Below are 17,449 nucleotides of genomic sequence, written 5' to 3' on the forward strand. Positions count from 1 at the left end.
TAATACAGGGTCCAGATGGGCCATCGAAGGGCATTAGGCAATTTAGCAATAGGTATTCATCCTTTTGGCCCGACAAAGGGGGCGCGCGCCCACCCCGCGCGTTGCGATTTAGTAGACCCCTATCCCCCATTAGGGCCGAGTTCTCTCTCGTAGGCAGAATTTTGACCCTTTCGTCTAATGTCAGCAAGAGAATGCGACGTGTTAACGTTCCTGTCGTAGATAGACGGTGAAATGACGAAATCAGTTTTCATCACAGGCCACGTCAAATGTGGGATCGCCGTCAAGCAGCGCGCTTGCCGGGCGTGCCTTCGACTTGTGATGTTCGAAAATGGGAGCAAGCAATGATCCAGGGCTTGGCGCAAAACATAGACCGGTTCATCCACAATCGCGGAAACCAGCGGGACTTAAGTTCATTGTGGCGGTTTCCGTATTGGAAACGCGTGGTCCGGACGGCTGCTGTATGGACGTTGGATACGCTGGCGATCTTTGCATCCTTTGTGGTGCTGTTGGCGCTTACCCGGGGATGGGCTGAATCGGCGACATTGCTGTCACTATATGACGGCGCAATTATCGCGGGCGTTGCTTCGACCTTTTTGTTCTTAACTGGCATGTACAAGCGCAGTTGGCGTTTTGTTTCGTTCGCCGACAGTATTTCCATGCTGATTACCAGCTTCATTGGCCTCGCCATCGGCTGGGCTTCGATTGCCTATTTCTCTCCGTTGTCGTCCTATCTGTTCAACTTCGCGACTTTTGCATTTTTACACTACAGCCTGGCCAGTATGGCGATGCAGTTGATGCGCGCCGCTCGACGTGCGGCACGCTCCTATTTGCGCCGGAAGCAAAATGCGGCTTCGACATATTCGAATGACAATGTCGCGAAAACGGCGTTACTGATCGGCGATCCGGAATGGGCGTTGTCAGTGCTTGATATGTTCGGACCGCGCAACTCATCAGCAATCAATGTTATAGGTTTGTTGCTGCCATCCGATGATCGCACCATTTCCCAATTGGCGAATGTGCCTGTGCTGGGTGGTCTCGATTCCTTTAACCAGACCGTGGCGTTCCTGACCGAACAGGGGGAAAAGCCAAATTTGGCAATTGTGTGCGATGATGGGTTTAACATCAGCGTGCGCGACCTTTCTGCCCTGAACAAATCGGCAAAGCAGCACAATATCGAAGTGCTGAAATTGAGCGATCCCGCCAGCCAGCTGCTGAACCGTCAGCCAACCCGCGACCCCAGCAACTTTCCATTGTCGGAACTGCTGGGCCGCACCGAACGCACCATCGAGCGCAGCATCATCCAGCGCCAGGTTGCAGGGCAATGCGTTCTTGTAACAGGTGCAGGTGGAACCATCGGCGGCGAGTTGGTCATGCAGCTCGCGAGCTATGGCCCATCACGGATCGTGCTTCTCGATCATGCCGAATTTCAACTTTATAACATTGAGATGCGGTTGAGCGAAGGCTATCCGGATCTTGAAATCTTCCCTGAGCTTTGCAATATTCGTGATGAAGATGAAGTGCGGCGCGTTTTCGCGAAGCATTTGCCTTCGGTGGTTTATCACGCAGCAGCGCTGAAACATGTACCGATGGTTGAGGCCAATCCGCTGGGCGGCATTCACACCAATATCATTGGCACCCGCAACGTCGCCAACGCCGTGACCGAATATGCGGTGCGCGCCATGGTTCAGGTATCGACCGACAAGGCGGTTAATCCCGTGGGCATGATGGGCGCAACCAAGCGCGTTGGCGAATTATATTGCCAGTCGCTCGATCTGTGCGGCGTCGATGACACATCTGCGCCTCGTTTCATGACCGTCAGGTTTGGCAATGTGCTGGGTTCCAGCGGCTCGATTGTGCCATTGTTCAAGCGGCAGTTGCTTGAAGGTCGTCCTTTGACGGTTACCCATCCGGATATCGAACGGTTCTTCATGACGGTCGGCGAAGCGGTCCAGTTGATTCTGGAAAGCAGCGCCCGCTCGCTTGAGGATAATTCCACCCGCGGCAATATCTTCGTTCTCGATATGGGTGACCCTGTAAAGATCGTCGATCTTGCCAAGCGGATGGCCAAAATGCACGGGTTGGAACCCGATGTCGATGTGCCAATCCAGTTTGTCGGACTGCGTCCGGGTGAAAAACTTTTTGAAGAATTGTTCGATACCTGTGAACGCCGCGTGGATTCGAAAATCCCCAATCTGTTCGAAGCTTGCTCACGCCCCATTCCGTTACCATTGATTGGCCGCGCGATAGACGAGCTTGATCTGGCGGTGAAGCAAGGTAAGCAGGAAGAAGCGTGCCGTTTGACTCATTCGCTGGTCAAACTTCCAAGCAGCGACATCGATCTTTCGACCATGTTCGTTAATAATTCTCTGCCAAAGCGTGGCCACCATCTGCAGCTGGTGCAGGGTCTGTAAAAGAAAAGAAAGTTGGCAAATCATGAACAAGCAAACAACGCCGACCTCCGCCGAGATCCGTGATTATCCGGTGCCGATCGCCTCTTCCTGGCCGACCCATGGCCGCGATGAAATCCTGGCTGTCACACAAGTTCTGCAAAGTGGCCGCGTCAATGCGCTGGTCCATGGCGAACAAAACCGCGCCTTTGAAAAAGAGTTTGCCGCCTATATTGGAATGCCGCACGCCATCGCCGTCAGCAACGGAACCGTTTCGATTGAAATGGCATTGCGCGCCTTTGGCATTGGTGCAGGCGATGAAGTCATCATTCCCGCCCGCAGCTTTTTTGCCACAGCAAGCGCCGTAGTATCGGTTGGGGCCAGCCCGGTCTTTGCCGATATTCTGGTTGAATCACAAAATATCGACCCAGCTTCGGTGGCGCGCATGATTTCGGAGAAAACAAAGGCAGTCATTTGCGTCCACCTTGCCGGACTTCCATGCGACATGCGTGCTTTGACCCAGCTGTGCGAAGACCACAGCCTTTTTCTGATTGAAGATTGCGCGCAGGCACATGGCGCAGTGTATGATGGAAAAATGGTCGGTTCGTTTGGCGATGCGGCCTCCTTTTCCTTTTGTACAGACAAAATCATGTCGACAGGCGGCGAAGGGGGTATGATCCTGTTCGCCGATAAATCGGCTTGGTCCAAAGCGTGGGCGATAAAAGACCACGGTAAGGTGCCACCCGAAGAAATGCCGAAGAACATCGCCCCCGCTGGTGAATTTCGATATGTGCACCAAAGCTTTGGCACCAATTTCCGTATGACGGAAATGCAGGCCGCAATCGGCAGGGTGCAGCTTAAAAAATTGCCCAAATGGCTGGCGCAGCGTCGTGCCAACGCAAATTGCCTGAGCGAAGCTGTCGCTGAAATTCTTGGAATTATAGTTGATGAGCCTGACGCGCACATTTTGTCAGCGCGATACAAATATCTCGTCCGGATTGATGAAAGCAAATTGCCGGGAAACAAGACCCGGTCCGATATTATCGCCGGTTTGCTGGCACTCGGAATCCAGTGCGGTAGTGGTTCCTGCCCCGACATGAGCAGGGAAATCGCGTTTCAGGGTCGCGAACCGCGACGCGATGGAACTCTCGAAAATGCCCACAAGCTGGGTGCCAGCACGATTATGTTTCCCGTAGACCATCTGTTCAGCGAAGATGATATGCTGGTTATCGCCGGTGCCCTGAAAAAAGTAGTGATGACATGACACAGGCTCACGCCGGACAGGCCGACTGGCATCCGTCTTTCATCATCATAGGGGCGGTAAAGGCTGCGACGACTTGGGCGCTGGAACAGTTACAGGTCAATCCCGCGCTCTATATGCCCGATCCTGAACCGCATTATTTCAGCAGTGAATTTGAACAGGGCGAAGATTATTATCGCGCCTTTTTTGAAGCCCAAGCGGGTTCGGAGCGTATGTTGGGCGAGAAATCGGCTGACTATCTTGCCCACCCGCAAGCCGCGCAACGGATTGCTGCGATGTTGCCCCATGCGCGGCTGGTGGTGCAGTTCCGCAATCCGATCGAGCGTGCTTATTCCGACTATAAAATGCTCTATCGCCGCGGGACGGTGAAAGAAGGGCCCGAGGCCTATCTGACATCGCTCGACAATCCGCAGCCGCGATTCTTGAATGACGGCCTGTATGCGCTGCACATGCGCCGCTGGCTTGACCATTTCCCTGCCGAACAGATTTACTCTTTTCTGTACGATGACGTAAAAGCGCAGCCAAAGGCGACCATTGAGGCGATTTCCACGCATATTGGTGTCGATCCGGTCTTCGACATCGACCAGTCACGCAAGAAAGCGAACAATGCGTCGGAACGTTTTCTGCCCTTGCCGGTCCGTAAGGTATTGGCCCCGCTCAAAAGCTCGATTGCGCCATTGCGCGGGACAGCATTGTTCGAATCAACGCGGAGCATGTTCGCGCGTGAAATTGCTTATCCCCCATTGTCGTCAGATTTAAGGTTGCGGTTGCGTGATTTTTATGCCGATGATGTTTCGGAACTTGGTCGGATGCTCGGAAGAGATTTGTCGGATTGGCTGGACGTCACGCAATCCGGTGCCAAACAAGGTGAAGGTCGGGAAAAACACAAAAAAGTCGCCTGATCGGATGAACTGGTTAACTAGGATGCACCGGATTATTCCGGAAGCAAATTAAAATGGGGAGACAGCGAAATGCTGAAAATGCTCAAATGTCTGCTAACCGCCGCGGTTCTTGCAGGATCGTCAATGGTTGCTGGATGCGCGTCTGGGACCAGCGGACTTTCCGCAATACCAGCAACAGATACGGCAGAGTTCCGGCTTGAACCGGGCGACAAGATCAAGGTGCAGATTCCTGACCTTGTGGGCGCAGATGGCGAATATTCAGTGGATCAGAGCGGCATTATCTCGCTGCCATTGGTCGAGGAAGTGAAAATTTCCGGCCTGACTTTGCGCGAAGCCGAACGTGCCGTTGAAAAGTCACTGCTCGACAAACGCATTTTGGTGCGCCCGAATGTCACTATTCAGGCGGCTTCCTTGCGGCCTATCTATATTCTGGGCGAAGTCGGTAAGCCTGGCCAGTATGAATATAGGGAGGGCCTCACGGTTTTCTCGATCATTTCGCTGGCCGGCGGCTACACCTATCGCGCCGACACCATGTCGATGGTCATTACCCGGACCGTAAATGGGCGCAAGGTGACCGGTAAGGCATCGGAAAATACCATCGTGATGCCCGGCGACCAAATCCGGATTGTAGAGAAGTGGTTCTGATCCTGATGCGCCATTATCTATTCGCGGCCTGCACGGTTGCTGGCTTGCTTGTATCACCTTCAGCGCAGGCGGAATCGGTCAGTAAAACCGCGCCGCTTGTGTCTGACCAGTTGCCGGATTTCGAACCCAAAGGGTTTGATCTTGGCGGCTTTCGTTTGTTACCGGATTTTGAGTATATTCTCTATGCCGATGACAATGTCTATGCCGTGCCGGACGGATCGTTTCCGAACGGAACCCAAGCGGATGCCGCGTTCATCATTGTCGGCGGCGTTGAAGCCAAGGGGCGAATTGGCAATATTGATCTCGCCGCCAACGCAAGAACCCGGATCCGGCGTTATGACAAGCTGACCACCGAAAATTCTGAAGGGGCCGAGGCGGGGGTTACGTTGGGTTGGCAGCCGCGCGAGGGCCAGAAATTTGGTCTGGCAGGTGGATGGCGCAGGGTTGTCGAAGAACGCGGCGATCCTGAAGCTCTGCTATTGACATCAACGGGTCCAAGGCTGGCCAATATTTTCGAAACCGAAGCGAAATTCAGCCAGGAAGGCGGAAAAATGCTGGTCGCCACAGATGTTGTGGTCCGGAAATTTGACTTTCTGGGCGCGGTAAATGACCGACGCGATTTTTCGTCGCAATTTGTTTCGCTGACATTGGGCCGCAGCATCGGCGGCAGATTATATGGCACCGCCACAGCCTTTGTGACCAACCGCGACTTTCGACTGCCGCTGACTACTGGCGCCATTCAGGACGAAACCACCGTTGGTGGCCGTATCGGTGTGGCTACCAAGGACCGTGGCTTGATTGAGGGCCGCGCGTCAATTGGGATGTTCCGGCTCAATCCAGCCGAACCTGGTCAAAAAGGCCGCAGCGGTATTTCCGCCGATGTCGCGCTCACTATTCGGCCGCAGCGGCGCACCGCCATATCGTTGAATGTATTTTCCGGCGATGTCGCCACATTCCGTTTGGGCGCAATTGCGCGTTCGGACACGACCGCTTCGTTAAATATCCAGCAGGAAATCAGGCACAATCTTTATGCAACGGCAGGCGTGTCCTATCTTCGTGCAGAATTTGTCGGCTCTGGCGATTTGGAAAAGGCAATCAGCCCCCGCATGGAAGTGGAATGGCTAGCAACTAAACGCCTCTCTATTGCGGGTTACGTAAGCTACACGGATCGTACCAGTAACATTGCCGAAGAAGTTTTCGATCGTGCGCGGGGCGGGATTGCGTTAAGATTGCGGTTCTGACCCCAAGGGTCAGGACCTTTACGCGGATAGATTGCGATAAATTTGCAAAATTTTCGCAACGTGCGTTGCTTCGGAAAAGCGTGCTCTAGCGCTTTCCCGCGCGCGCGCGGTCATGGCGGCTGTAGAGCTGCTCTCACTTAATGTTTCAAGCGCGGCTGCGGCCATCGCGTTTGCGTTGTCTGGAACCACAAGCTTGCCCAATCCGTCAAGAATAGCTTCGGGATTGCCGCCTGAATCGGTTGCGATGACGGGGGTTTCGACAAGCATGGCTTCAACGAGAGTCCTGCCCAACGGTTCGCTGACGGCGGTTACAAGCAGCAGGTCGACCGCAGCTATCCAGTCAACGCCGGGTGACCTGTAACCCATCATGTGCACTGAACCCGCGACATCGGGATCGGTCATCCGGGCGCGCATTGCGGCTTCCAGTTCGGGATAAGTCGTTTCGCCGAACATCACCCCGAGAACAGGCCGGTCCTGCATTTTCCGCATTTCAGCAATCGCGTTGATGAATTCCAGAGGCCGCTTGCGATCAATAAAGCTGCCGAAATAGCCACAGATTATGGTGTTTTGTGCAGCCCCCAGTTCGGCCAACAATCGTTGACGCATGGCATTGCGGTCGGAACGAACCTCGATATCGAAGGGGCTGAAAACAACTTGGGCACTTGTTGCTACCTTGCCGGGGCGCATACCGGACAGGGAAAACCGCGACACCGCCACCACCTGGTCGGCGACCCACGGCGCCAGATATCTTAACCCCTTGGCATAAGGGTCTGCGCGGTGGTGCCAAAGCAATTTGCAGCCCGCGCGTTTGGCCGCAAACGCCCATGTCGCATGAGTCCGGCCATCATTGCTGTGAACGATCCGGGAGTCCATTTGCCGCAACAGTGCCGCCCGACGGCCCATGCCGGAAAAGGTTGATGCAAAGTGGGAAAGACTAAAGTCGCGCCCGACGGCAAAGCTTTCTTGCGGTGGTGCGGGGTCCGCGCATTGTTCGAACGCCGCAAAATGTTCCGCCAGCCGACCTGACGGATTTTCCAATATGATAACGGGCTTGTACCGCGCGGGGTCAAGGCCTTCGAGCAACCCCCTAAGCGAATGATGGCTGCCGCCCAGGCTATCGCCTGCCATCGGATAGGCGATTGTTACAGGACCATTATTCATAAAAATATTCAGGCTGATACCGTTCAACGCAGCAGTGCTTGATGAAGCGCGTCAAGAAAAGCGTCCAAATTGGTTATGCCGTCCTTGTTTGAATCCGCCCAAGGGTCCGATACCCCGACTTTGGCTCCATGCTTGGCCTCCCATCGGTCATCCATGCCATCACGGTCGCTATCGGGATAAGGTGTTCCGGCCAATATGGCTGGAATTGAACCGGGTAAATCTACAATCCGGCCCGTTCCATTTGCAACATCGGCCACAACTTCAATATCAATGGCATCGCGAGGCCACGCTCCGGATTTGGCCAATACAGACGAATATGCGTTGGCGGCTGATAAAGGAGTTATCGTTAGCGGGCATGACGGATTGTTCCGTTGCGCGACGGCGACTGACGCATCAATGTGCGTGAAATTGCCGAAAAACTGGTTGTCATGGATATAGATGGCCGATTTTCCGGTGCTGCCGACGGTTTGGCGAATAATGCCGACTGCGCCGTCGGTTGTGTCCGCGCCGGACTTGAAGCTGTTACCCACCAGAGAAACCGGCGTCCCGCCATAGGTTTCCCAAATCTCGGCAAATTCCGAAACGGCATTATAAAAGACGTTGTTCACAACCTCGACACAAGAGGCCTGCTTGAAGTTTATATCGGGGTTCCGGTCGCCATTATGCGCGCAGATATTGCCGACAAAGCTGAACTTTTGCGGCTTCTTTGGGTCGCTGCCCAACAAAGCGCATTTGTCGTGGCGCGGTATTCCATAGGAAAAAATGGAATTGCTGATGGTGATGAAATCATTGCTGCCATAGCCGTTGATAATCTCGTCCCGGGCCCAGCTTGCGCTCACCTGGTCGATGACGACATATTTGCTGTTCTCGATTGTTATCGAATCTTCCGATTCCTTTTCCCCGCCGATCCGGTCGTTGCGGACGCGGACGTGGCGGACAATCACATCATTGGTGTTTTTGATAAGCAATGGCGTGCGCGATTCCGCGCTGCCATCATGCGCGATAGTGACACCGCCGCCCGGCGCGGTTTGACCCGCTATTGTCAGGAATGGATTGCGGATAACCGGAGGCGCGCCGCTGAAACGAAACACACCGCCAACACGGAACACGCACGTGCGTGGGCCGATGGCTTCAACACAGGCCCGCAACGATCCCGCCACTCTATCCGTAACGGTTGTAACTTGAACGACCTTGCCTTGAAAGCCGCCCAATGTTGCCGCGCCATGACCGATAGCTCCGGGAAAAGCTTTGGAACGCGCCGATGGCTGCGTCGTGCCTTTTGTCTGACCGTCCACAGGCGAGCAGGACGAAAAAGCAATGCTTGTGGAAACCAATAGGCCCAACCCAGTAAAAAGCCCGTTACGCGAAAAGGGAGACATCGGCATATCCTCGTAGATTCTCTTAAAACCATATTGCACGCATTGGGTTCAGAATTGAATAGGGCAAAGGGCTTACCCCTAATGTCCAAAAGAAATAAATCAGTGCCTTATCGCGATAATGCCGGTCGATTTGCGGCTATGATACTTGCCAATTTTGTGGAAAGTCTTATGCCGCGCATAATGATTTTGTGTAGAGCCAACTATCTATATCTCCTTAAATTCCTGTTGTTTACAGGTTTTACTTTGGCTGTGCCTAATAGTTTGTTAGCCCAAGTGTATGAAATTGGTACACATAGTAATACTATGTTAAAGCCAACTTTAACCCAGCCGATAACTGGCAATGAACACTCCCGAATCGAAGGCAAAGGCGATGCGATCTATTCACCTTTGGTGACGCGAAAAATAATGCCGACTAACTGGAAAATAATTGTCACGACCATTTCCGAACAGCACGCCATTGATCCTGTGTTGTTTGAAGCACTGATCTGGCAGGAAAGCCGCTGGAACCCCTCGGCCCGGTCGCCCAAGGGGGCGATTGGTCTGACCCAATTGATGCCGGGCACAGCCCAGCAGCTGGGGGTCAACCCTTTTGATATCGTCGCCAATCTTGACGGTGGTGCGCGATATCTGAAATCCATGCTGACAAAGTTTAATGGCGACACCCGCCTGGCTTTGGCAGCTTATAATTCCGGACCCGCCCGTGTCGTCCAATATCAAGGCGTGCCGCCTTTTGCGGAAACCCGCCGATATGTGGATGCGATACATCAGCGCGTGGCCTGGGGTGGCGCTTTGGAGGAATGATGATATGAAAAACCTGCTTAAACGGATAGCAATATTGTGGCCAATGGCGTTGCTGTCGTCACCTGCATTCGCGCAACAAGACCCTGCCGGAAGCGGCCCGATTGTAAGGGCTGCCCAATGGTTGCAAGGAACCTTGCTCGGTAATGTGGCTACGGCCGCTGCAGTCGTCGCCGTTGCCGCCGTCGGCTTTTTGATGCTGACCGGACGGATGAACTGGCGCTACGGAATGACCGTTGTGCTGGGCTGCTTCATCCTGTTCGGCGCGGTTGCCATTGTTTCGGGCATTCAATCCGCTGCGGGCGCGGGTTGAGTGGTGGCACTTAGCAAGGCCCCTATTTTTACGTCGCTAACGCGTCCGCATATGTTTGCGGGCGTCACCTATAGTTTTTTTGTTATCAACGGCGTGATTTCGACCGAGGCATTTTTGATTACCCGCAGTTTTTGGGCGCTCGGAGTCGCGTTGATTGTGCATGTTATCGGTTATCTGGCGTGTCTTCGGGAGCCCCGGTTTTTTGATCTATGGATTACAAAAGTATCGCGAACACCGCGCGTTAGAAATTGGAAACGCTGGGGTTGCAACAGTTACGCACCGTGAAATGGAATAGATGATGGCTTGGCGGGGACCCGCAGCATGGGGAAAATATGAACAACGTGCCGGGGAACGTTTGCCCTATCGCCGGCATGTTGATGACGTGACGCTACAACTGCGTGACGGCAGCCTGATGCGTGTCCTGCACTTGAACGGGCTTCCATTTGAAACAGAAGATGCCGACCATCTGAACCATACCCAGGCTGTGCGCGAAACGATTTTACGCAGCACGCTCGATGCCCGCTTCATCGTCTATCACCATGTTATCCGGCGGCGGGTGTCGGCTGAAATGCCCTCGCATTTTTCGGGTGCATTTGCCGCGCATTTGCAGGAAAAATGGACCTATCGGCTGGCCAAAAGAACCTTGTTCGCCAACGAACTTTTCCTAACAGTATTGCGCCGTCCGCCAAGGGGTAAGGTGGGCCTGCTCGAACGTCTGCGTCGCCGGTTCAATCGCAATCATTATGATGCTATTTTCCAGGAAGAATTAAGGGACCTCGATAGCGCGGTAATCGGCTTAAGCGCGGCGTTGCAACAATATGGCGTGCGCGATCTGGGTTGTTATGAAGGCGAAGGCGGAACCTGTTCCGAACCGCTGGAATTTCTGGCGGCGCTTTATAATGGTGAAATGCGGTCGGTGTTGAAACCCGATGACGATGTCGATCTGGGAAATCACATTCCTTATAAGCGGGTGAGTTTCGGGCTCGACACCATTGAATATCGCGGTGCTGGCGGTTCTGAATTTGCCGCGATGATCTCGGTCAAGGATTATCCCGGCGAAACGCGGGTTGGCATATTGGACGATGTGTTGCGCCTTCCGCATGAATTCGCCCTGACAGAGAGTTTTGCCCCGGTTGACCGGCAAGTCGCCAAGGAGCGTATCGATTTGTCTTTACGGCGGTTAAAGGCAACCGACGAAGATGTCGCTGGTGAACGCAGGGAAATGCTGGCGGCCAAAGATCAGTTGATCGGCGGACAAATTGGTTTCGGTATGCATCATTTGTCGTTGTCGGTCCGCGCCGATGACATTCCCTCACTTGACAAAGCCGCTGCGAAAGCTGTCGCCGCGCTTGCCGATTTCGGATCGATCGGCGTGCGCGAGGATGTCAATCTGGAACCTGCCTTTTGGGCACAGTTTCCGGGGAATGAAATGTACATCGCACGCGGTGCGATGATTTCGACCAGCAACGCGGCAAGTTTTATCTCGATGCATGGTTTTCCGATGGGCCAACCCAAAGGTAATCACTGGGGTGATGCCATCACCATATTCGAAACCACCAGTGCGACGCCCTATTTCTTCAATTTCCATGAAGGCGATTTGGGCCATTTCAGCCTCATTGGGCCTTCGGGGTCGGGTAAAACGGTGGTGATGAATTTCCTCACCGCACAGGCGCAAAAGCTTGAGCCGCGCACAATCCTGTTCGACAAGGATCGCGGCGCGGAGATTTTCCTGCGCTCGCTGGGTGGAAATTATGTGGAATTGCGACCCGGCGTGGCGACCGGGTTCAACCCCTTGCTCTTGCCCGACAGTCCGCTGAACAGGGCGTTTCTGCGTGACTGGCTCGCGTGTTTGCTCGCACCCGAACGCGGCGGACTTTCGCCAGCCGATGAAACGGTAATTGCCGCCGCTGTCGATGCAAATTTTGAACAAGGGCTGCATCTTCGGACCTTGCGCCATTTGGGCGATCTGTTGGGCGGGACCAAGCGCCCCGAAGAAGGCGATTTGCAATCGCGCCTTCGGCCATGGCTCGATCATAGTGATCGTGGCTGGGTGTTCGATAACAGCGATGACGGGCTGGATCTTTCAAACAGGATCATCGGGTTCGATATGACTGCGCTGCTCGATCAGCCTGCCATTCGCACAGCGGTTATGATGTATCTCTTCCATCGGGTTGATGAGCGGCTCGATGGCAGCCCGGCGATGATCATGATCGACGAAGGCTGGAAAGTGCTGGACGATCCCCTCTTTGCCGCCCGCCTTCGCGACTGGCTCAAAACCTTGCGTAAGCGCAACGCGATCGTCGGTTTTGGCACGCAAAGCGCCCGTGATGCACTCGACAGCAAGGTGTCTTCGGCCATAGTCGAGCAAACCGCGACGCAGATTTTCATGCCCAATAGCCGAGCAAAGGCCGAAGATTATTGCGGTGGTTTCGGGCTTAGCGACCATGAACTATCGCTCATCCGCACTTTGCCTGTTCACAGCCGTTGCTTTTTGATCCGGAAGCCCAATCACAGCGTCGTGGTCCGGCTGGATCTGGGTCAAATGCCGGACATATTGACGATATTGTCCGGCCGGGAATCAAGCGTGCGCGCGCTCGACAGTCTGCGCCTCAGCTATGGCGACAATCCGGAAAACTGGTACGAACATCTTACCAAGACGCCGTGGCCGGGCGACCCGAACATCTTGCTTGATCTGACGGAATTTGCCCAATGAGCCAATTCTGCCAAGCAACCGGCCTGAAGGAAAAAGGCATTACCGCAGGGTTGCAGTATATCGACTGCAACAGCGAACGGATCATCGAATATGCGTTCAACCGCTTCTTCGGACCCGGCGGTGCTTTAGGTTGGGCGCTGACGATCATTTTGACGATCTACGTCGCGCTTATCGCCTTTCGGCTGCTCAGCGGCCGTGGCCGTCTGTCGGCGCTTCCTCCAAGGATTTTGGGCCTTGGATTGATACTGACTTTTGCGACCAGCTGGATCGGCTATCAAAGCTTCGTTCTCAACATCGCTTTGGGCGCGCCGGAAGAGCTTGCCAAGATACTGTTGAACACAAAAGGCAGCGCGACATACATGTTCTCGCGGCAACTCGATGTCATGTTTCAGGCAATTGCCCAAGTGGCGTTGCAGTCCCGCGGTGCGGGGGCGGGGCCAGAGGCTGCGACAGGTGTAATGTCCGCAGAAGGCGATTTGTTATGGCTCGGCGCGTTGATGTTGCTGCTTGGTACCGTCGGGGTGCTTATCGTGTCCCGCATGGCACTTGCTTTGATGCTGGCCTTGGGACCGATTTTTATCATTCTTGCGCTGTTTTCGGGAACACGCGGCCTGTTTGTCGGTTGGATGAAATCGGTGGTGATGCTGGCCGTGACGCCCTTGTTCGCGGTGCTGTTGGGGGGTGGCACCCTTACGCTTATTCGGCCTCTGGTGGTCGAATTGGCCAAGCTGGATGGGCAAATTGATATGCGGATTGCCGTAAACATCTTTTTGGCCGCCTCGGTTCATGTTGCCCTCATGTTGATGGCGATAAAGCTCTCTACGACTTTGGTGTCGGGATGGCGGTTGCCGTGGGCAGAGGCTGACGGCAATGGTTCGGCGGTCGACAACAGCAATGCGGCTGCAAATGCTGCGGCATTGACCGCTTCGGCATCCGCACTGGTTGCGGCAAGTGCGCCACAGTCTGCTGCAGAATCGGGGCCTGACCAGAGGACCCAGTCAATTTTGCGCGCGGTGGAACAAGGCGCGACGGCATCGGCTTCCCCGGATTCTGCCGAACGTTCGGGCTTTACCAGAAGCTTTGCCGTGAATAGCGGTGACAATATCGGGAATGCAGGAAATGCGAGACGTGAAACCAATGATGTTACGCAAGCGCTGGGTCGTAAATATCGCCCCGCCACCATTGGCGCAGTGCGGTTGAAGCGCGAGGGGGCCGAGTGAAAAAGATGCGTTGCTCTCCTGTCATTCTGGCGCTGGCTTTCCTGTTCGCAAGCCAGCCATCAGCCGCTCAGCAAGCGAATGATAGCCGCGTTGTCGAGCGGCATTACTCTGCGGCAACGGTATATCGGATAGCCGGTGTCATGGGCATCCAGACGGCTGTGCTGTTTGGGGAGGAAGAGCGGATCGAAAATATCGCGATCGGGGATGGCTCGAACTGGCAGGTCACACCGAACAAGCGGTCGAATATCCTTTTCATCAAACCGATTGCTACCAGGAAAGTTACCAATCTGACGATCGTGACGGATCGCCGGACCTATCTTTTCGAACTGAATTCGGTCGATCAAAAGGCGGTGCCGATATACACTTTGCGGTTCATTTATCCGCCTGATCCGGTGGAGCCCGAGTTTCCTGACCTGACCGCTATCCCGCCAGAGGCGATAAGTGACACCCCGGCTGTTGCGCCGTCGAACCTCAAAGTCAGCTGGTCAAAAAGCGGTAAAGCCAATTTGTGGCCAAGCGAGATTTTTGACGATGGCACTTTAACATATTTGCGCTGGCCCAAAACAGTGTCACCGCCGGCGATATATTCAATTGGCGTCGATGGCACGGAAGGCTTGGTCAACCAGCTTTCCCAAAATGATTATTTCGTGATCGATTTCGTGCCGAGCGCGATCATGCTAAGGCTTGGCAAAGCAAAAGCCAGGTTGGACAGAATAACGCTGCCCGACGCTGATATGTCTAAACTGGAGTCCGGGAATTGAAGACGATCACGAAAGGCATCCATGATGAGCGTGATCCCAGGACCATGCTTGATGGCGACAGTCTTGAAGAGGCTTCGACCAACCGATTCCCCGTCGTTGCGAGCCAAAAGCGCGGGAAAGACGGCTTTGCGATTTGGGGCGGAATGTTCGGTGCCGTCGCGTTGGGCGCACTGACCTTATATTTGATGACCGATGCACGGCAAACCGCGAGTCCGCAGCCAAAGCAGGAAGAGGAAATGCCTGCCATCGCCGATTTGCAGCCACCATCGGTCCCGCAAAATGCTGTTACGCTAGTCGATCCCTTGGGCAATTCGGTAATGGGCGTGCAAGCAGGAACTGGGACGGCTGGTCAAGGGATGCCGCCTATGACACCGCCGCCGGTTTCGGTGGTGCAAGCGCCATCGGCATTGACTTCGAACTTTGAGCCCCGAACCACCGATCCGCGTTCGCCTGCGCTTATTCTGGATGAATATGCAGACCGGCTGCAACGCCGTAACGCGAGCCGTCAGGGGGCATCGGGCGATATTCCCACAACCCCCGTCGGTCTGAATAACGACGAACTCTTTGGCTTGAGGGCGGGCGAAGAGGGAAGCAGCAGCGCCACGCCAATGGCGAACCCTGCGGCCACTATTGTGGCGGGCACGCTGATTCCGGCAGTGCTTGAAACCGCGATCAATTCCGACTTGCCGGGCTATACCCGGGCCTTTGTGAGCCAGGACGTTCGCAGTTTTGACAATAAGACCGTGCTTTTGCCGCGCGGATCGCGCCTGATCGGCCAGTATAAAAGCGGCGTCGCTGCGGGACAGACTCGGGCCTATGTCATATGGACGCGTGCGATCCGGCCCGATGGTGTCTCGATTGACCTTGGTTCGCCCGGAACTGACGGTGCCGGTGAAACCGGCCTTCCGGGCAAAGTGAACAGCCATTTCTTCCAGCGTTTTGGCGCCGCGATTTTATTGTCCGTTGTCGGCGCATTGGGTTCGCGATCAAACGACGGGGTCGTTATTGCATCGGGCACCAGTGCCGCATCAGTGGCCGCGCAGAGCAACGCCAACATTCCCCCGACAATCCGGGTTACGCAAGGACAGGCGGTCAAGATTTTCGTCGCGCGCGATCTTGATTTTTCGACCGCCCTGGATGCCAGTCTTTGACGATGAAGCCTGAACACACATTTGGCCGCGCTCCCGACAAAGTCGCCGAATCTTATCTCGAGGCTTATTTTGCGCCGCTCCAGCCTTGGCTTAACCAGGATGATGTTACCGAGGTTTTGATAAACCGGCCGGGCGAAATATGGATCGAGCGCGCCGGCCCTGGCAAGATGGAGCGATTTCTGGTGCCGCAGATTGACAGCCGGTTGATCGAACGTCTGGCGACCCAAATTGCGCGGGTGAATAATCAGGGCGTCAACAGGGAAAACCCTTTATTGTCGGCGGTGCTGGAAGACGGCGCCCGTGTTCAGGTCATTGCGCCGTCGGCAACGCGAGGCGACTGGATAATTGCGATTAGGCGGCACAAGATCAAGGCAATGCCGCTTTCGGCATTTTCCAACCAATTGGCGCCCGCCAGCGAACCAACGATTACGTTGGCCAAAAGCGACCCGATCGCTTTTTTGCAGCAAGCGATTCATGCGCGTAAAACCATTTTGATTAGTGGCGGGACTTCGACCGGTAAAACCAGTTTTCTGAACGCGCTGCTTGCCGAAGTGCCCATGTCCGAACGTATTGTACTTGTTGAGGATACGCCTGAAATCCGGTTGTCGCATCCCAATTCGGTCGGGCTTGTGGCCATGAAAGGCGACATGGGCGTTGCCCGCATCAACACGAACGACCTGTTGCAAGCAGCGTTGCGGCTTCGGCCAGACCGCATTGTACTGGGGGAATTGCGCGGGTCTGAATCGGTAAGCTTCTTGCGCGCCATCAATACCGGACATCCGGGCAGCTTTTCGACCATCCACGCCAATTCACCAAGGGGTGCGATTGAACAGCTTGCGCTTATGGTCATGCAATCCGGAATTGGATTAAGCCGTCAGGACGTTATAGAATATGCACGTTTCGTGATTGATATTGTAGTACAACTGGAACGCCAGGAAGGTAAAAGGGGCATCAGTTCAATAGTTGTGACCCGTGACCTTGAATTGTAACAATTGGTGGATCTTTAGCCTTGGTAGCCCTAACCAATTGAATGATATTAGCTAAACGATATTCTTGGAAAAATCCGCCAAAACCCTCGTTAATCTGCGGTTCATAGGCATTTTCGGCTGACCGATAAAATACAACGTGTGGCCGAAGCACAGTTTCATTAGCGATATGTTAACCATAGTTGCGTACACCTAATTAGGTAACTTCGAATACCCGATGCTTAGAAATAAAAAACGGCACGGGTTTCAATCAATATGATCAGAGGTCGCAATTCGATGCAAAAACGCGGACGCATTGTCGTCGGTTCCACTACACTTGTCTTTGCCTTGGCCCTGTCGGGTTGTGGCGGCGGCGGTTCAGGCGGCAGCACAGGCGGGACTCCTCCGTCGAGCTCGCCACCTCCGCCTCCTGTTGTTGTAGTGCCACCTCCGCCATCACCACCGCCGGTTGTAACTCCTCCGCCATCACCTCCACCTACGACGACGCCTCCCCCGTCGCCGCCGCGCCCGCCTGCGCCGCCGCCGCCACCG

General features: G+C 54.6%; 15 protein-coding genes and 1 pseudogene. 13 read left to right on the plus strand and 3 right to left on the minus strand.

Going from position 1 to position 17,449, the window contains the following annotated elements; all coding sequences use genetic code 11:
• The first annotated feature begins 341 nt into the window (after positions 1–341).
• From ACEW72_RS12790 to ACEW72_RS12810, 5 genes are all read left to right on the plus strand, one after another.
• Entirely contained in the window at positions 342–2,411 is a 2,070-nt protein-coding gene (locus ACEW72_RS12790; protein ID WP_373476767.1) for a UDP-N-acetylglucosamine 4,6-dehydratase family protein, read from the plus strand.
• 22 nt (positions 2,412–2,433) lie between these two features.
• Positions 2,434–3,651, plus strand: coding sequence for a DegT/DnrJ/EryC1/StrS family aminotransferase (locus tag ACEW72_RS12795; RefSeq protein ID WP_373476768.1), 1,218 nt, complete (start codon positions 2,434–2,436; stop codon positions 3,649–3,651).
• The gene (locus tag ACEW72_RS12800; protein ID WP_373476769.1) at positions 3,648–4,550 is read left to right on the plus strand and encodes a sulfotransferase; all 903 of its coding nucleotides are present in this window, start codon (positions 3,648–3,650) and stop codon (positions 4,548–4,550) included. Before ACEW72_RS12795 ends, ACEW72_RS12800 begins: the two co-directional genes overlap by 4 nt.
• Before the next feature lie 69 nt (positions 4,551–4,619).
• Positions 4,620–5,195, plus strand: coding sequence for a polysaccharide biosynthesis/export family protein (locus ACEW72_RS12805; RefSeq protein WP_373476770.1), 576 nt, complete (start codon positions 4,620–4,622; stop codon positions 5,193–5,195).
• Positions 5,186–6,436, plus strand: coding sequence for an outer membrane beta-barrel protein (locus tag ACEW72_RS12810; protein WP_373476771.1), 1,251 nt, complete (start codon positions 5,186–5,188; stop codon positions 6,434–6,436). Before ACEW72_RS12805 ends, ACEW72_RS12810 begins: the two co-directional genes overlap by 10 nt.
• 18 nt (positions 6,437–6,454) lie before the next feature.
• On the opposite strand, the gene ACEW72_RS12815 is transcribed toward ACEW72_RS12810, so the two are convergent.
• Together ACEW72_RS12815 and ACEW72_RS12820 are read right to left on the minus strand one after the other, a co-directional pair.
• Complete coding sequence (locus ACEW72_RS12815; protein ID WP_373476772.1) at positions 6,455–7,597, minus strand: glycosyltransferase family 4 protein; 1,143 nt, start codon at positions 7,595–7,597, stop codon at positions 6,455–6,457.
• 23 nt (positions 7,598–7,620) lie between these two features.
• Positions 7,621–8,976 carry a polysaccharide lyase family 1 protein gene (locus ACEW72_RS12820; protein ID WP_373476773.1) on the minus strand — a complete coding sequence of 452 codons (1,356 nt, stop codon included), beginning with the start codon at positions 8,974–8,976 and terminating at the stop codon, positions 7,621–7,623.
• Between the two features lie 303 nt (positions 8,977–9,279).
• On the opposite strand from ACEW72_RS12820, the gene ACEW72_RS12825 reads away from it, so the two are divergent.
• From ACEW72_RS12825 to virB11, 8 genes are read left to right on the plus strand one after another with little or no spacing between them, the layout of a single operon-like run.
• Positions 9,280–9,777 (plus strand): lytic transglycosylase domain-containing protein, encoded by a 498-nt coding sequence (locus tag ACEW72_RS12825; protein WP_373476774.1) that lies wholly within the window; start codon positions 9,280–9,282, stop codon positions 9,775–9,777.
• 4 nt (positions 9,778–9,781) lie between these two features.
• On the plus strand, positions 9,782–10,087 hold the full coding sequence (locus ACEW72_RS12830) for a TrbC/VirB2 family protein (protein WP_373476775.1): 306 nt from the start codon (positions 9,782–9,784) through the stop codon (positions 10,085–10,087).
• Positions 10,088–10,372, plus strand: coding sequence for a type IV secretion system protein VirB3 (locus ACEW72_RS12835; RefSeq protein WP_373476776.1), 285 nt, complete (start codon positions 10,088–10,090; stop codon positions 10,370–10,372).
• A 10-nt stretch (positions 10,373–10,382) separates the two neighbouring features.
• On the plus strand, positions 10,383–12,800 hold the full coding sequence (locus tag ACEW72_RS12840) for a VirB4 family type IV secretion/conjugal transfer ATPase (RefSeq protein ID WP_373476777.1): 2,418 nt from the start codon (positions 10,383–10,385) through the stop codon (positions 12,798–12,800).
• Entirely contained in the window at positions 12,797–14,020 is a 1,224-nt protein-coding gene (locus tag ACEW72_RS12845) for a type IV secretion system protein (RefSeq protein ID WP_373476778.1), read from the plus strand. Before ACEW72_RS12840 ends, ACEW72_RS12845 begins: the two co-directional genes overlap by 4 nt.
• Before the next feature lie 5 nt (positions 14,021–14,025).
• The gene (locus ACEW72_RS12850; protein WP_373476790.1) at positions 14,026–14,781 is read left to right on the plus strand and encodes a TrbG/VirB9 family P-type conjugative transfer protein; all 756 of its coding nucleotides are present in this window, start codon (positions 14,026–14,028) and stop codon (positions 14,779–14,781) included.
• Complete coding sequence (locus ACEW72_RS12855) at positions 14,778–15,932, plus strand: TrbI/VirB10 family protein (protein WP_373476779.1); 1,155 nt, start codon at positions 14,778–14,780, stop codon at positions 15,930–15,932. The genes ACEW72_RS12850 and ACEW72_RS12855 overlap by 4 nt, the downstream gene beginning before the upstream one ends.
• A 2-nt stretch (positions 15,933–15,934) precedes the next feature.
• Positions 15,935–16,921, plus strand: a complete 987-nt coding sequence (virB11, locus tag ACEW72_RS12860; protein ID WP_373476780.1) for a P-type DNA transfer ATPase VirB11 — start codon at positions 15,935–15,937, stop codon at positions 16,919–16,921.
• A 218-nt stretch (positions 16,922–17,139) separates the two neighbouring features.
• On the opposite strand, the pseudogene ACEW72_RS12865 reads toward virB11, so the two are convergent.
• A pseudogene (locus ACEW72_RS12865) lies at positions 17,140–17,449 on the minus strand (hypothetical protein); the annotation flags it as partial.

Origin of the sequence: Sphingorhabdus sp. (genome assembly GCF_041737645.1) — a bacterium.
Lineage (GTDB): Bacteria > Pseudomonadota > Alphaproteobacteria > Sphingomonadales > Sphingomonadaceae > Sphingorhabdus_B.

Excerpts from the sequence above, each read along its gene's own strand:
- ACEW72_RS12790 (WP_373476767.1), top strand. The coding sequence starts at position 342 with ATGATCCAGGGCTTGGCGCAAAACATAGACCGGTTCATCCACAATCGC.
- ACEW72_RS12795 (WP_373476768.1), top strand. The coding sequence starts at position 2,434 with ATGAACAAGCAAACAACGCCGACCTCCGCCGAGATCCGTGATTATCCG.
- ACEW72_RS12800 (WP_373476769.1), top strand. The coding sequence starts at position 3,648 with ATGACACAGGCTCACGCCGGACAGGCCGACTGGCATCCGTCTTTCATC.
- ACEW72_RS12805 (WP_373476770.1), top strand. The coding sequence starts at position 4,620 with ATGCTGAAAATGCTCAAATGTCTGCTAACCGCCGCGGTTCTTGCAGGA.
- ACEW72_RS12815 (WP_373476772.1), bottom strand. The coding sequence starts at position 7,597 with ATGAATAATGGTCCTGTAACAATCGCCTATCCGATGGCAGGCGATAGC.
- ACEW72_RS12820 (WP_373476773.1), bottom strand. The coding sequence starts at position 8,976 with ATGTCTCCCTTTTCGCGTAACGGGCTTTTTACTGGGTTGGGCCTATTG.
- ACEW72_RS12825 (WP_373476774.1), top strand. The coding sequence starts at position 9,280 with ATGTTAAAGCCAACTTTAACCCAGCCGATAACTGGCAATGAACACTCC.
- ACEW72_RS12830 (WP_373476775.1), top strand. The coding sequence starts at position 9,782 with ATGAAAAACCTGCTTAAACGGATAGCAATATTGTGGCCAATGGCGTTG.
- ACEW72_RS12840 (WP_373476777.1), top strand. The coding sequence starts at position 10,383 with ATGATGGCTTGGCGGGGACCCGCAGCATGGGGAAAATATGAACAACGT.
- ACEW72_RS12845 (WP_373476778.1), top strand. The coding sequence starts at position 12,797 with ATGAGCCAATTCTGCCAAGCAACCGGCCTGAAGGAAAAAGGCATTACC.
- ACEW72_RS12850 (WP_373476790.1), top strand. The coding sequence starts at position 14,026 with ATGCGTTGCTCTCCTGTCATTCTGGCGCTGGCTTTCCTGTTCGCAAGC.
- virB11 (WP_373476780.1), top strand. The coding sequence starts at position 15,935 with ATGAAGCCTGAACACACATTTGGCCGCGCTCCCGACAAAGTCGCCGAA.